At 63.6% G+C, this 13,199-nt stretch carries 15 protein-coding genes; 7 read left to right on the forward strand and 8 right to left on the reverse strand.

Annotation, left to right across the window (positions count from 1 at the left end):
* Positions 1–7: 7 nt before the first annotated feature.
* Both BV82_RS14565 and BV82_RS14570 read left to right on the forward strand, forming a co-directional pair.
* On the forward strand, positions 8–670 hold the full coding sequence (locus BV82_RS14565; protein WP_036997182.1) for a response regulator: 663 nt from the start codon (positions 8–10) through the stop codon (positions 668–670).
* Positions 667–2,025 (forward strand): sensor histidine kinase, encoded by a 1,359-nt coding sequence (locus BV82_RS14570; protein WP_036997180.1) that lies wholly within the window; start codon positions 667–669, stop codon positions 2,023–2,025. The genes BV82_RS14565 and BV82_RS14570 overlap by 4 nt, the downstream gene beginning before the upstream one ends.
* A gap of 70 nt (positions 2,026–2,095) precedes the next feature.
* Here BV82_RS14570 and BV82_RS14575 read toward each other — a convergent pair whose 3' ends face one another.
* Positions 2,096–2,506, reverse strand: coding sequence for a VOC family protein (locus BV82_RS14575; protein ID WP_036997178.1), 411 nt, complete (start codon positions 2,504–2,506; stop codon positions 2,096–2,098).
* 278 nt (positions 2,507–2,784) lie between these two features.
* Here BV82_RS14575 and BV82_RS14580 point away from each other — a divergent pair, with 278 nt between their 5' ends.
* The gene (locus BV82_RS14580; protein WP_010220112.1) at positions 2,785–5,169 is read left to right on the forward strand and encodes a DUF3772 domain-containing protein; all 2,385 of its coding nucleotides are present in this window, start codon (positions 2,785–2,787) and stop codon (positions 5,167–5,169) included.
* An 18-nt stretch (positions 5,170–5,187) separates the two neighbouring features.
* Here BV82_RS14580 and BV82_RS14585 read toward each other — a convergent pair whose 3' ends face one another.
* From BV82_RS14585 to BV82_RS14595, 3 genes are all read right to left on the reverse strand, one after another.
* Positions 5,188–5,460, reverse strand: a complete 273-nt coding sequence (locus tag BV82_RS14585) for a PepSY domain-containing protein (RefSeq protein WP_010220113.1) — start codon at positions 5,458–5,460, stop codon at positions 5,188–5,190.
* Positions 5,461–5,542: 82 nt separating this feature from the next.
* Positions 5,543–5,689, reverse strand: a complete 147-nt coding sequence (locus tag BV82_RS14590; protein WP_158491197.1) for a hypothetical protein — start codon at positions 5,687–5,689, stop codon at positions 5,543–5,545.
* 89 nt (positions 5,690–5,778) lie between these two features.
* Positions 5,779–6,516 (reverse strand): TraX family protein, encoded by a 738-nt coding sequence (locus BV82_RS14595; RefSeq protein ID WP_036997176.1) that lies wholly within the window; start codon positions 6,514–6,516, stop codon positions 5,779–5,781.
* Positions 6,517–6,648: 132 nt separating this feature from the next.
* Between BV82_RS14595 and BV82_RS14600 the strand changes: the two genes are divergently transcribed.
* Positions 6,649–6,954, forward strand: coding sequence for a hypothetical protein (locus BV82_RS14600; RefSeq protein WP_010220115.1), 306 nt, complete (start codon positions 6,649–6,651; stop codon positions 6,952–6,954).
* Here BV82_RS14600 and ptrR read toward each other — a convergent pair.
* Entirely contained in the window at positions 6,932–7,819 is an 888-nt protein-coding gene (gene ptrR / locus BV82_RS14605) for a putrescine utilization regulator PtrR (protein ID WP_010220116.1), read from the reverse strand. The two genes, BV82_RS14600 and ptrR, sit on opposite strands and share 23 nt — an antisense overlap.
* Positions 7,820–7,922: 103 nt before the next feature.
* Here ptrR and BV82_RS14610 point away from each other — a divergent pair, with 103 nt between their 5' ends.
* On the forward strand, positions 7,923–9,314 hold the full coding sequence (locus BV82_RS14610) for an aldehyde dehydrogenase family protein (RefSeq protein ID WP_036997174.1): 1,392 nt from the start codon (positions 7,923–7,925) through the stop codon (positions 9,312–9,314).
* 29 nt (positions 9,315–9,343) lie between these two features.
* Here the strand turns inward: BV82_RS14610 and pdxR are convergent, their stop codons facing one another.
* Positions 9,344–10,756 carry a MocR-like pyridoxine biosynthesis transcription factor PdxR gene (gene pdxR / locus BV82_RS14615; RefSeq protein WP_036997172.1) on the reverse strand — a complete coding sequence of 471 codons (1,413 nt, stop codon included), beginning with the start codon at positions 10,754–10,756 and terminating at the stop codon, positions 9,344–9,346.
* A gap of 87 nt (positions 10,757–10,843) precedes the next feature.
* On the opposite strand from pdxR, the gene BV82_RS14620 reads away from it, so the two are divergent.
* The gene (locus tag BV82_RS14620) at positions 10,844–11,305 is read left to right on the forward strand and encodes a GNAT family N-acetyltransferase (RefSeq protein ID WP_010220119.1); all 462 of its coding nucleotides are present in this window, start codon (positions 10,844–10,846) and stop codon (positions 11,303–11,305) included.
* A complete protein-coding gene (locus tag BV82_RS14625) occupies positions 11,298–11,921 on the forward strand; it encodes an FMN-dependent NADH-azoreductase (protein ID WP_010220120.1) in 624 nt (207 codons plus the stop codon). Before BV82_RS14620 ends, BV82_RS14625 begins: the two co-directional genes overlap by 8 nt.
* 36 nt (positions 11,922–11,957) lie before the next feature.
* Here BV82_RS14625 and BV82_RS14630 read toward each other — a convergent pair whose 3' ends face one another.
* The gene (locus tag BV82_RS14630; protein ID WP_010220121.1) at positions 11,958–12,401 is read right to left on the reverse strand and encodes a hypothetical protein; all 444 of its coding nucleotides are present in this window, start codon (positions 12,399–12,401) and stop codon (positions 11,958–11,960) included.
* 75 nt (positions 12,402–12,476) lie between these two features.
* A complete protein-coding gene (locus BV82_RS14635; protein WP_010220122.1) occupies positions 12,477–13,163 on the reverse strand; it encodes a hypothetical protein in 687 nt (228 codons plus the stop codon).
* Between the last annotated feature and the right edge of the window lie 36 nt (positions 13,164–13,199).

Here is a 13,199-nt window from a genome sequence, read left to right on the forward strand (position 1 = left end):
AGTTGCAGTGCGCCTATTACTGATTGAGGACGATGCCGCGCTTGGCGAAGGGATCGATCACGCGCTGAGCCGTGAAGGCTATACCGTCGACTGGCTGCACGACGGTAGCAGCGCCCTGCATTCGTTGCTCAGCGAAACCTTCGACCTGGTGGTTCTCGACCTCGGCTTACCGCGCCTGGACGGCCTGGAAGTACTGCGGCGCATGCGTCACAACGGAGCGACGGTGCCCGTACTGATCCTCACGGCCCGGGATGCCACCGAAGACCGTATTGCCGGCCTGGATGCCGGCGCCGACGATTACCTGGTCAAGCCCTTTGACCTGGCCGAATTGAAAGCCCGGTTGCGGGCCCTGCTGCGCCGAAGCGCCGGGCGCGCCCGGGCATTGATCGAGCACGCCGGTATCACCCTGGACCCTGGCAGCCAACAGGTTACCTACCACGGCCAGGCCGTGGCGCTTACCCCCAAAGAGTACCAATTGCTGCACGAACTGTTGTCGCCACCGGGACGGGTGATGACCCGTGAGCGGCTGGTCCAGTTGTTGTATGGCTGGAACGAAGAGGCCGAGAGCAATACCCTCGAGGTGCACATCCACCACCTGCGCAAGAAGTTCTCCACTGACCTGATCCGCACCGTACGCGGTGTCGGTTACCTGGTGGAGGACCGCCCATGACCTCGATCCGGCGCCGTACCCTGAGCCTGATCATCGGCCTGATGCTGGCCGGGCTGCTGATCATCAGCGCGCTCAACCTGCACGACAGCAACCATGAGATTGCCGAAGTATATGATGCCCAGTTGGCCCAGAACGCACGCCTGCTCCAGGGTGTGATGCGTATGCCGCTGACCAGCGAGGAACATGCCGCGCTGTACCGGGCCTTCAACCAGGCACTGGGCGAGGCGGAACCCAAGGTCGACGGCCATCCTTACGAAAGCAAGCTGGCGTTTCAGGTCTGGAACCCGCAGGGCGAGCGCCTAGTGCATACCGCTAGCGCGCCCAGCTTCGAGGTGCCGCCGAGCACGACCGGCTTCAGCGATATCACTGACCTCAAGCATCGCCATTGGCGCGCCTTCCTGCTTGAAGACAAACAGACCGACCTGCGGATCTGGGTGGGCGAGCGCGATGATGTGCGCACGGACCTGGTGAGCCGCATCGTGCGCCATACCCTGTGGCCCAACGTGCTGGGCAGCCTGATACTGGTGGGCCTGGTATGGCTGGCCATCGGCTGGGGCCTCAAACCGCTGGCGGACATGGCGGCAACCTTGCGCGCGCGCCATTCAGGCTCGCTCGAACCGCTGCAACTGGTGCCTCTGCCGACCGAGCTTGAGCCGATGCAGGCAGCCCTCAACCGGATGCTGGCGCAGATCCAGGACGTGCTGGCACGCGAGCGGCGCTTCATTGCCGATGCTGCCCATGAAATGCGTACCCCTCTGGCGGTGCTGCGCGTCCATGCGCAAAATCTGCTCGAAGCCGGAACCCAAGCGCAGCGGCGCGAATCGCTCGAGCACCTGATCACCGGTGTCGACCGCACCAGCCGCCTGGTCAACCAACTGCTGACCATGGCTCGGCTGGAACCGCAAACCGGCAGCCGCCAGGCGCAGGAAATCGACCTGGCCCATACCGTCCGCGAAGCCTTGGCACAACTGACGCCCTGGTTGTTCGATCAAGGCCTGGAGCTGGTGTTCGACCACGAAGAAGGCACCTACCGGGCCCGCGTCGACGCCTCGGCCATCACCATCGCCTTGAACAACCTGGTGAGCAATGCCGCCAACTTTTCGCCTGTCCATGGCGTCATCACCGTGCGTTTGAGCAAGCAGGCAGGCCGGTTCGAGCTGTCGGTCGAAGACCAGGGACCGGGCATCGATGAGGCCGAACGCGAGCGGGTGTTCGAGCGCTTCTACAGCCGCGGCAACGATCAAGGTGCGGGCCTGGGCTTGACCATCGTGCAAACCATTGCCGATCGCCTCGCCGGGGAGGTCCGCTTGCACAACCGTGACGTTGGCGGGCTGCGGGTGACCCTGGCGTTCTGACCGAGCGTTGTCTTGTTGTTCATAGTGGTCTCGCATCGAAGAAGCACCGCAGTGCTCCGATTGGGGATGCTCAGACCGGGGCGTAGGTACTGTGCTGGTAGTGGTGGCTGATGCCTATGTCGTCCCGGTCGAGCGGGCAGTCCAGCTCCAGCACCAGACCGCCGGGCAGGCTGACAAAGACCTGGCAGACACGTTCTTGCGGCAACACCGCGACCTGGTACGGCAAGCCGCTGGCACGCACCCGCTCAAGCACGGCCGACGCGGGATGCGCGGTGCGCAAGGCCAGGTGGTTGAAGCGCGTGTGCTCACCTTCGATCAGGTGCACCAGCGCCTGGCCACCCTGGTACAACCAGTGCCCCGGGAACGGAAACGCCGGCCTCGGCCCAGGCTCGACGCCCAGCAAGGTTTGCAGCGCAGCCTGAAGATCGCCGTCGGCGGATGTGTTGAAGGCTAAATGATCGAACTGAAAATCAAGGGACATGCTGAGCACCTCGCAAGGCCTGGGACGGATGTCGAGATGATCGGTTATTGAAAGTCCCTGATAAACGGGGCTAAAAGGACATGACTTATTAATATTTTTTACAAGCTGGCGTGGTAGCCCTGGCCAACGCCGTGGTGGCGGTTGAACGGCGCTCTCATACCCGCAAGCCCTCACAGCAGCGCCAATGAAGGCTTTCCCTCAACCGATGCCCCGCGCAAATACCTTGTAATGACCTACCCTCAAAAGCTGGGAGATCAATTACCGAACCGGGCATTACCATGCGCAATGCTTTTAAGATCATCGGCATCATCACCCTCGCCCTGCTGCAGCTGAGTGCCCTTGGGCAGGCCGCCGAACCACCCGCGCCTGCAACCGCCACGGCTGCCGCGCCGGCCGTCAAGGTGACGCAGAACGACCTGCAAGCCTTGCAACTGCGCCTGGACAGCCTCAAGCAGCAGATTTCCCAAGCCAACAACTACAACCAGCTCGAAGGCCCGCAGGATCGACTGCAGGCGCTGATCGTCGATATCGACCGCCTGTCCACTGCGCTATTACCTGAACAGGCGCAGTTGCGCGCGCAGTTGGAGGTGCTGGGCCCGGCGCAGGTCGACGCCCCGGTAGCGAGCACCTCGGACATTGCCGCGCAACGCAAGGCACTCACCGAACAGAAGGACAGCCTGGATGCCACCCTCACCACCCTGGCGACGCTGAAGGAAAGTGCCACCAACCTGCTGACGCAAATTGCCGGCATTCGCCGCACCATGCTCGAAAGCGAACTGACCCTGAGCACCCACAGCCTGCTCAACCCGGCATTCTGGTTGCCGGTGTTCAACCCCTTGCCCGACGACCGCCAGCGCCTGCAGGCGTTCTTCGCTGAGCTTGGCAGCACCGCCGGGGCCGTCTGGCAACCCGGCCAGCGCGTCTCCACCGTGGTGCTGGTGTTGCTCGCCCTGTTGGTCTGGACCCTGGGCCGCCGGCTGGTGGAGCGCTGGCTGGCCTGGGCTTGCATGAACCGCGTGCCCGAGGGCCGCTTGCGCCGCAGCTCGCTGGCCCTGGCCTCGGTACTGGCAACCCTGCTGGCCACCGGCGTTGCCCTGGAGCTGCTGTTTTACGCCTGCACCCGCCACCTGCCGTTGCCTGCCATGCTGGCGACATTCTCGGAGGAATTCGAAAAGCTCGCGTATACCTGTGTGCTGATCACAGGGTTGAGCCGGGCGTTGCTGTCGACCCAGCATCCCTCCTGGCGGCTACCCGATATCGCCGACCCGGTAGCGCTGGCCTTGCAGCCGTTTGCCCGCTGGCTGGCGGGCGCCCTGCTGGTGCTGGTGACCCTGGTGCAGATTTGCAACGCCGCCGGCATGAGCAACCCGTTGGTCATTGCCGGGCGCGGCATCGCTGCCTCGGTGATCACCGGCCTGATCATCGCCCTGCTGGTGCGCACCAGCAGCACCCGCCGGGCGATGGCTGCCGCCGGTGACGCGCCGGAAGCCGCCTCGACCATGGCCGGGGTGATCTACACCATCGCCAGCATCGCCATGCTCACCTCGGTGATTGCCCTGCTCACCGGCTATGTGTCGCTGGCGCGCTTTGTCACCTATGAGGTGGTCTGGGTGTTTATCCTGCTGGCCGGTTTCTACCTGCTGATGCAGGCGTTCAAGGACGGCTGCGAATACCTGTTCTCGCCCAGGCAGGCCAGCGGCAAGGCGCTCAAGGAATTGCTGGGCATCGGTGACCGGCGCCTGGATCAGATCGAGACCCTGATTTGCGGTTTCGGTCGGGCTGGGTTGTTGCTGCTGGCGGTCATCACCCTGTTCGTCGGTGGTATCGGGACCACCCTCGGCCAACTGATCAGCAACATCGCCGCGTTTCTCAGCGGCGCCGGCTTGCGCCAGTTCAACATCATTCCGGGGCACCTGTTCAATGCGGCGCTGGCCCTGATGCTGGGCATCTACCTGATCCGCACCCTGCGCCGCTGGCTGGATAACGAGTTCCTGCCCAAGACCGACATGGACCCGGGCATGTGCGCCTCGCTCAGCACCCTGTTCGCCAACATCGGCTATGCCCTGGTGATCCTCCTGACCCTGTCGTCGCTGGGGGTCAAATGGACCAACCTGGCCTGGATCGTCAGCGCGCTGTCGGTGGGCATCGGTTTCGGTCTGCAGGAGATCGTCAAGAACTTCGTCTCCGGCCTGATCCTGCTCACCGAGCGCCCGGTCAAGGTTGGCGACCTGATCAGCATCAGCGGGGTCGAGGGTGACATCCGCCGCATCAACGTACGCGCCACCGAGATCCAGCTGAGCGACCGCTCGATCGTCATCGTGCCCAACTCGCAACTGATCTCGCAGAACCTGCGCAACGTCACCCTCGGCGGCAGTGCCCAGGGGGTGGCGACCCTGGAGCTGGTGTTCCCTCTGGACATCGACCCCGAGCAGGTGCAGACCCTGCTCTACGACACCTACCTGGAACACGAGACGATCCTCGACAAACCTGCGCCGTTCGTACGCTTCAGTAACCTCACCGCAGAGGGCATCACCTTGAAGGTCACCGGCTACGTCAGCAGCCCGCGCATTGTCGCCACGACCAAGAGTGACCTGTTGTTCGAGATTCTCAAGCGGCTGGCGGCGGCGGGCATCCAACTGGCCAAGCCTGCGGCTACAACCTGAGCTGCGCACAGACCAGGATCAGTACTCCCTCTCATCCTTGGTGATCTTGCCGCTGTTGGCATCGACGTTGAATTCATACTTCATCCCGTCTTGCTTGATGCCCTCGCCCTCCCAGTGGTCCTCTTCGGCCTCAATCTTGATGATCCTGGTGTAGCCGGCGGCTTTGAGGGTCGCCTCGGCTTCGGCCTGGTCGACTTTCCAGTCGTCGCCAGGCTGCTGGGCCCACACTGGCGTGGCGGCCATTGCGCCGAGCAGGGCCAGGCCGGCAAACATCGTGGTCAGCGGTTTCATCGCAGGGTTTCCTGTGTGGCATGCAGGTAGTCGATAGACCTCTGGCTCGCGAGTGGGTTCGAACTGCTCGCCCAGCGACGACTTATTTGTCGTCGCCGGGCTCATGCTGGCGGGCTATGCGCTCCTCACGCCGCCGTCGCCGGACCACCGCAGCGCCCCAGGCCAGCACGCCGGCAGAGGCGATCAGCATCGCCGCCAACAACAAGTAGCCCCAGTGAACCTTTATCATGCTGCGCCACCTGGGGCCCCGAACAAGCCCTCACTGATCGATATTCCTGGATCCGCGCTACTTCGACCGGTGAGCCAGTACCTTGATGTTCAAGTATAGCCAATGCCGCTGGCCACTTTGATCAGGGCCAGATGCAATGGATAGAACCAGTAGCCCCAGCGGCCGACGCGCCACAGGTGCTGCCGCACCTCCAGCCGTAACAACGCCAGCCCCAGGGGCGCAGAGACGAACGCTGTGCCCAGGGCCATGAGCGCGATCAATTGCAGCGGGTGCTCGCGCAACCACAGGTTGGTCAGGTTCGCTGCCAATGCCAGCACCGCGGGCAGCAGCCAGGTCAGCGACCGGTAGCGCATGGCCAACAGAAAAGCGCCCGGCAACAACACCCCGGGCAACCCGTACATCAACCACTCCGACAGCAGCGCCGCGGCCGCTACCGTCGCCAGTGCAACCAGCCCGCTGCTGCGGGTGCGATGGTGCAGCCCCCAGGCGACCAACAAGCCCAGCGCCAGGGTCGGCATCACGTTGAGCGTCGGCGACGGGCCATTGAGCCAGCGATAGGGCCACTCCGAGAGCAGCGCGAAAACCACCAGCCCTTGCACGTAGCGGGCATTGGCAGCGGTATAGGCGTGCCCGGGTGTGCTGCGCGCCAGGTTGGCGGCAATTGCCAGGCAGAACCAGGGGAACGCCAGGCGGCCGACGACAAACAGCCAGTGCTCGGCGGGCCAGATAAACCGCAGGTGATCGGCGACCATGGCGATGATTGCCAGCCACTTGAGCAGGTCCAGGCCAATGTTGCGCGGGGCGGTGCGCTGTTCGCTCATGTCCATTCCGGGTAAAAACGCTGCTGCTTTGACAATGCCACACCCGGGTGCCCAGCACTCGCAGTTTGTCGGCTGGGCTGGCAAAAGGTTGTAAACATGGATTACTGTATATGCATACAGCATCAACGAGTACACATGATGAACGACTACGATGAAGACTTCGCCGCGCCTGATTCACCGACCCTGGTGGAAATGTGGAAGCATCAGGTGGTACTGATGACCAACGAAGCCGAGTACCTCAACACCGAGTTGCTCAAGGCCCGGCAGAACATTGCCAAGCTGGTGGCGATCAATGCCGAGCTTGCGGACCAGTTACGTGGTGTGCGCAGCGCGGACATCCTGACGCCACCGAACCTGTGGGAGTCGGCCTTGCCGGCGATCGAGCGCGCAGCGCTCGCAAATCCAGGCGCCGCCGCACACTTCACTGCGCCTCCTCGACCTTGAGCACCTCGCCCCGCGCCTCCAGCAACTGCACAAAAGTCCTCAGGCTGCGCGACACCGTGCCCCGCCGCCACACCAGCCAGGTACGCAGGTAGCGAAAGCGTTGCGACAACGGCCAGACACTGACCGTACTGCACCCGGGCATGCTTTCGAGCATGCTGCGCGGCATCAGCGCCAGGCCTGCACCGGCGCTGACGCAGGCGAGCATGCCATGGTACGACTCCATTTCGATGATCTTGCCCGGCACCGCCTCGTCCTGGGCAAACCAGTTTTCGAAATGATGCCGGTACGAGCAGTTGGCGCGAAAGGCGTAAATGGTCATGCCATTGACCTCGCTGGCGCGGGTGATCGGCGCATGGTTGAGCGGCGCGATCAGCACCATCTCTTCGACGAACACCGGCACGCCCTCCAGCGCCGGATGCAGCACCGGCCCATCGACAAACGCCGCACTCAAGCGCCCGGCGAGTACGCCATCGATCATCGCGCCTGAAGGACCGGTGGTCAGGTCCAGTTCGACCTTGGCGTAGGCCTGGTTGTACGCCGCGAGCAACGTCGGAATACGCACAGCGGCGGTACTTTCCAGCGAGCCGAGGGCGAAGGCGCCTTGCGGCTCGTCACCGGCCACGGTCAGCCGCGCCTCAGCCACCAGGTCAAGAATGCGCCGTGCATAGTCGAGGAAGTTCCAGCCCGCTGGCGACAGGCGCAAGCGGCTTTTCTCGCGAATGAACAGCTCGGCACCCAGCTCCTGCTCCAGCTGCTTGATCCGCGTGGTCAGGTTCGACGGCACGCGGTGGATATGCTGGGCCGCAGCGCTGATGCTGCCTTGTTCGGCCACCGCCTTGAACATCTCCAGTTGCACCAGGTCCATGCTCATTCTCTCTACGTGAATGTTTTGCTCAGTATTATTCAGTTTCAGGCAAAGATACAACGCAGTAGTCTGAAGCCGTTCTTCTCCCCTCAGGACCGCCGTGATGACCGCGATCAACTTCCAGACCCATGCTTTGTCGATCAACCCCGCCAGCGGCGAGCAGATCGGCCACTACGCCTATGAAAGCGACGCCGTTCTGGATGCCGCCCTGGCCCGGGCTGCCCAAGGTTTTGCCGCCTGGCGCCGCACGCCGGTAGCGGCCCGCACCGAGCGCTTGCTGGCCTTGGCCGGCGCCCTGCGCGACAACGCCGTAGCCATGGCCCGGATGATCACCGACGAAATGGGCAAGCCGGTCACCCAGGCGCGGGGTGAAATCGAAAAATGCGCCCAGTTGTGCGAATGGTACGCCGCCAACGGCCCGGCCATGCTCCAGGCCGAGCCTGCCCAGGTACCCGCTGGCAAGGCCCGCATCGAATACCGTCCGCTCGGCCCGCTGCTGGCGGTAATGCCGTGGAACTTCCCGATCTGGCAGGTGCTGCGCGGCGCCGTGCCGGCGCTGCTGGCCGGCAACACCTATGTGCTCAAGCACGCACCGAACGTGATGGGCAGTGCCTACCTGCTGCTCGAGGCGTTCAAGCGCGCCGGCTTCCCTGAAGGGGTGTTCGAGGTGATCAACGTCACTCCCGATGGCGTCTCCAAGGCCATCGCCGACCCGCGCATCGCCGCCGTGACCCTGACCGGCAGCGTGCGGGCCGGCACCGCCATCGGCGCTCAGGCCGGCGCCGCGCTGAAAAAATGCGTACTGGAGTTGGGCGGCTCCGACCCGTTCATCGTGCTCAACGATGCCAACCTCGATGAAGCGGTAAAGGCCGCGGTGATCGGCCGCTACCAGAACACTGGCCAGGTCTGCGCCGCCGCCAAGCGGCTGATCGTCGAGCAAGGCGTGGTCGAGGCGTTCACCCGCAAGTTCGTCGACGCCACCAAAGCCCTGGTGATGGGCGACCCGCACGCCGCCGACACCTACATCGGCCCGATGGCGCGCTTTGACCTGCGCGACGAACTGGACCAGCAAGTCCAGGCGACCCTGGCCGAGGGTGCAACACTGCTGCTGGGTGGAGGCAAGGTCGAAGGCAATGGCAACTACTACCAGGCGACGGTACTGGCAGACGTCACCGACCAGATGACCTCGTTCAAGCAGGAGCTGTTTGGCCCGGTGGCCTCGATCATCACCGCCCGCGATGCCCGCCATGCCCTGGAGCTGGCCAACGATAGCGAGTTCGGCCTGGCCTCGACCCTTTACACCAACAATGCCGCGCTGGCCGAACAACTGGCCGCTGAGCTGGACACCGGCGGCGTGTTCATCAATGGCTACTGCGCCAGTGACCCACGGGTGACCTTCGGCGGCGTGAAGAAAAGCGGTTTTGGCCGTGAGCTGTCGCACTTCGGCGTGCGCGAGTTCTGCAACGCGCAGACGGTGTGGATCGATCGCAATTGATCGCCGCCAGCACGAGCGCACACGCCCGGCTAAAGGTCCATCGCCAGGCGTAACCGCCTGGCCAGCTCAGCGGCTTGCTCGCGGCTGCTGACATTGGTAAAGCCGATCAACAGGCCGTGTCGTTGCCCGTGCCCGCGATACCAGCTGGAAAGGGGTTCAATCGCCAGGCCAAGGTGGTGCGCGCGCCTGGCGATCGTGCAATCGTCAAGGCCGCCGGCCAGATGTGCCACCAGGTGCATGCCACCCGCCCTGTCGTCCAGTTGCAGGTGCTCGCCCACCTCGGCCTGCAAGGCGTCGACCAGGTACCTGCGCCTGTCGGCGTAGAGGCCACGCATCCTCCTCAAGTGCCTGGCAAAGTGCCCCGCTTCGATGAATGCGCTCACCGTCGCCTGCAAAAGCTGCGGGCAGTGGTTCTGCATGTCCCCTGCCACCGTGGCGAAGCGGGCCACCTGAGCCTGCGGTACCACCAGGTAAGCCAGGCGCATGCCTGGCGCCAGCACTTTACTGAAGGTGGCGCAGTACAGGACCCGTCCCTGCGTGTCGAGGCTCTTCAGTGCCGGCACCGGACGACCGCGGTAACGGTATTCGCTATCGTAGTCGTCCTCTATGACCCAGCTGCCTTGGCTGCTGGCCCATTCCAGCAGGCGTTGGCGCCTGGGCAGCGTGAGCGTGACCCCAAGGGGGCTTTGGTGATGAGGCGTGACCAGGGCGAAGCGCGCGTCCGGGGCCAGTACCATACCGGCTTCGACAACCAGGCCGTCGGCATCCACCGGAATCGAGACCAACTGCGCCCGGGCTTGCTCAAGAAAGCGCCTGGCCTGGAAGTAACCCGGGTCTTCGAACCAGCAGCGATCACCATCGTGCAGCAGGCTGCGGCATATCAGGTCGAGGCAGGCACGGTATCCGGCGCAGATAAAAATCTGCTCCGCTGTACAGGAAATCCCCCGCGATACCCCCAGGTAGCTCGCTAACGCACGGCGTAGTGCAAGGTCCCCCTGAGGGTCCGGGTATACCAGGCCATCCAGGCCGCTCTGGCGCAAGGTGCGACCGAGCAGGCGCGTCCACAGTTTGCGCGGGAACGCGTCCAGCGCCGGCAGCCCCATCTGCAAAGGCATTGGCGCAAGCGCTGCAGGCTTAGGGAATGTCTGTGGCGGGTCAAGCCGCCGCTCACCGGCATCAACCGGGGTCGGGCTCAGCAACGGCGCTACCACCGTACCGGCCGGCCCTCGGGTCTGCACATAGCCTTCACCGGCGAGCATCTGGTAAGCCGCCTCGACCGTACCGCGCGCCAGGTTAAGTTCCGCCGCCAAGGCCCGAACCGACGGCAGACGCTCGCCAGGCTGAAGGCGCCCGGCACTGATGGCGTGGCGAAAACGCAGATAAACCTGACGATAGATCGGCGTCGCCGCATGCGGGTTGGGTGGCGGGCAGGAATTCGGCATGTCCTAGTCATTTGTGCATTTTTTGGACCTATAAGGTAGTCCGTCGCGGCCGTAAAGTAACGCCTCAAATTGATCAGGGAGATACCCGTGGGCGAACAGGCAACCATCCGATACCTGCAAGAAGGTGCCGAACAGCAGGCGGCATTCGAGCTCATGCGCGAGCTGCGGCCGCACCTGGTTGACGCCGACGCGTTCGCTCAGCAAGTCAGGCGCCAAGCGCAGCAAGGCTACAGGCTGCTCGGGGCTTTTTACGGTAAGCAGCTGCTGGGCCTGGCCGGTGTGCGGATCAGCGAAAACCTGCTCTATGGGCGCTTTACCTACGTCGACGATCTGGTCGTTGCCCCCGCAATGCGCGGCCTGCGCGTGGGCGCAGCCTTGCTCGATGCGGCACGCGCAGAGGGCCTGCGTTACGGCCATGCGTACCTGGTGCTGGATACCGGCTTGCATATGCCGTTGGCTCAGCGCTTCTACTATCGCGAGGGACTGCTGGCCAAAGGCATGCATTTCGTCCAGGCATTGCCCGCAGCCGAGGGGCAGCGCCATGGATAACCTGCTGCTGATCAATGCCAGCATGCGTGGCAGCGCCTCGATTGGCTTGCGCCTTGCCAGTGAAATGGTCGACTGTATCCGCCAACGGCACGCTCAGCTCAAGGTCACCCTGCGTGACCTGGCTGCAGCGCCACTGGCGCCGCTGAGCGCGGGTTACGCGACTGCACTGACCCGGCTGACGCCCGCACACGACCCGGTATTTACCCACTCCGAGGTACTGGTCAGCGAGTTGGAACGGTGTGAGGTACTGCTGATCGCAACCCCCATGCATAACTTCAGCGTACCGGCAGCACTCAAGCTATGGATCGATCATGTGCTGCGAATCCACCGCACCTTCATTGCCGGCCCTGACGGCAAGGTCGGCCTGCTGGGGGATCGGCCAGTCTACGTGATCGTCAGTTCAGGTGGTTTTCATCGGGGAGCGCGGGCCCGCCAGCCGGATTTTCTCAGCCCCTACCTGCGCCATGTGCTCGGTACACTGGGCCTGCAGGATGTGCACTTCGTCTACCTGGAGGGCCTGGCCATCAATGAGCAAGCGGTGCTTGCCGCCACTACTCAGGCCAGGCTTGTGCTTGCAGGTCACCCGTTGTTTGCCGAGTTGGCCGCGCCGGCCTGAACCCTGCTTGAGCAGCATCCTGTAACTCACAGGGCCTCAGTGCTGGGTTGGGCCTTCGCGCCGGCGCACCGTCATCAGCCATTGGCCGGCCTGCCAGGCGGTACCGACAGCGACCAGCCCGGCCACCGCCCGCCAGTCGCGGAAAAACAGCCGCAGGGCGTTGATCGTCGGCGGTGCGTCGGCACTGCGGATAAACAGCCGGATCCGTGATGGCCGGCTGTTCGGGTCGACCGCCGCAAGCTCGGCGACACTGGGGCTGAGCGATTCCTGAATAATCAGGTACTGGTTCTGGCGCTGCTCCACGCGGGCTTTCACCCCTTCTTTCTTCAGGCTGTCGAGCAGCCCGCGAGCCACTTCGGCGGCCTGCAGGTCGACGGTTGCGACGAACTTCTCCAGTTGCGTGGGCGAGACACCCTTGTCGCTGGTGAAAGCCAGCGGGCCGTCTTGGGTCAGGGCTTGGGATTTAACAGCTTCGTTCATGATCAGCTCCTTGCAGAAATGGCAAACCGCACCCCGGGTGGGCCGCGCATGCGCGCAGCACACCGAGGGCAAGGCTTAGGCGCGCTCGAGCAGTTCGCCGGTGCGTTCCAGCTGGATGGCACGCAGGCGATTGACCACCTCGTAAGACACCGAGGACACCTGCGAATAGGCAACGCTCAACTTGATATTGGCACCGTCCATCCGGGCGGTGACGGTGGCGCAGTTCAACCCGGACGGGAACACCAGTTTCTGTGGACCGACCACCACGTTGCTGCTGATCACTTCACCGAGCACCAGGTTATTGAACAGCCCGAAGTAATAGGTCGGAGTGACCTGGAACTGAGCTGAGCCGCCACCGACGACATTGCGTTTGTACACCGCCCCCTGGCCGCTCATGCCGATGCCCAGGTTGGCAAGCTGGTTGGAGGCGTTACGAATCAGAATCGAGTCAGGCAAGGTGGATCCGCTGGCCAGACGCAATTGTTGCACGTTGTTTTCGAACACGCAGTCCCACACCGAGCCCAGGCTGGCGCCCAGGGTCTGGCTGGCCTTGTACACGCCAATCCCGCCGTTCTGTTTGTAGTTGGCGATGGCGACGTTGTAGTCAACCTCCCATTCCACGCCACTTTCACCCATCTGCGGCACAGTGGTCTGCTTCCAGGAAACACTCTCCAATCCGACCGATCCTGGCAGTTCCTGATACACCCCCATGGTCCAGGTTTCACTGGTGTTGTTATTGAAGTCCACGTAGTAGTTGGGCATGACACTCTCCATTGTCGTGTTGTATGCGGGCAGGTC

Origin of the sequence: Pseudomonas donghuensis (assembly GCF_000696345.2) — a bacterium.
In the GTDB taxonomy this organism is placed as follows: Bacteria; Pseudomonadota; Gammaproteobacteria; order Pseudomonadales; family Pseudomonadaceae; genus Aquipseudomonas; species Aquipseudomonas donghuensis.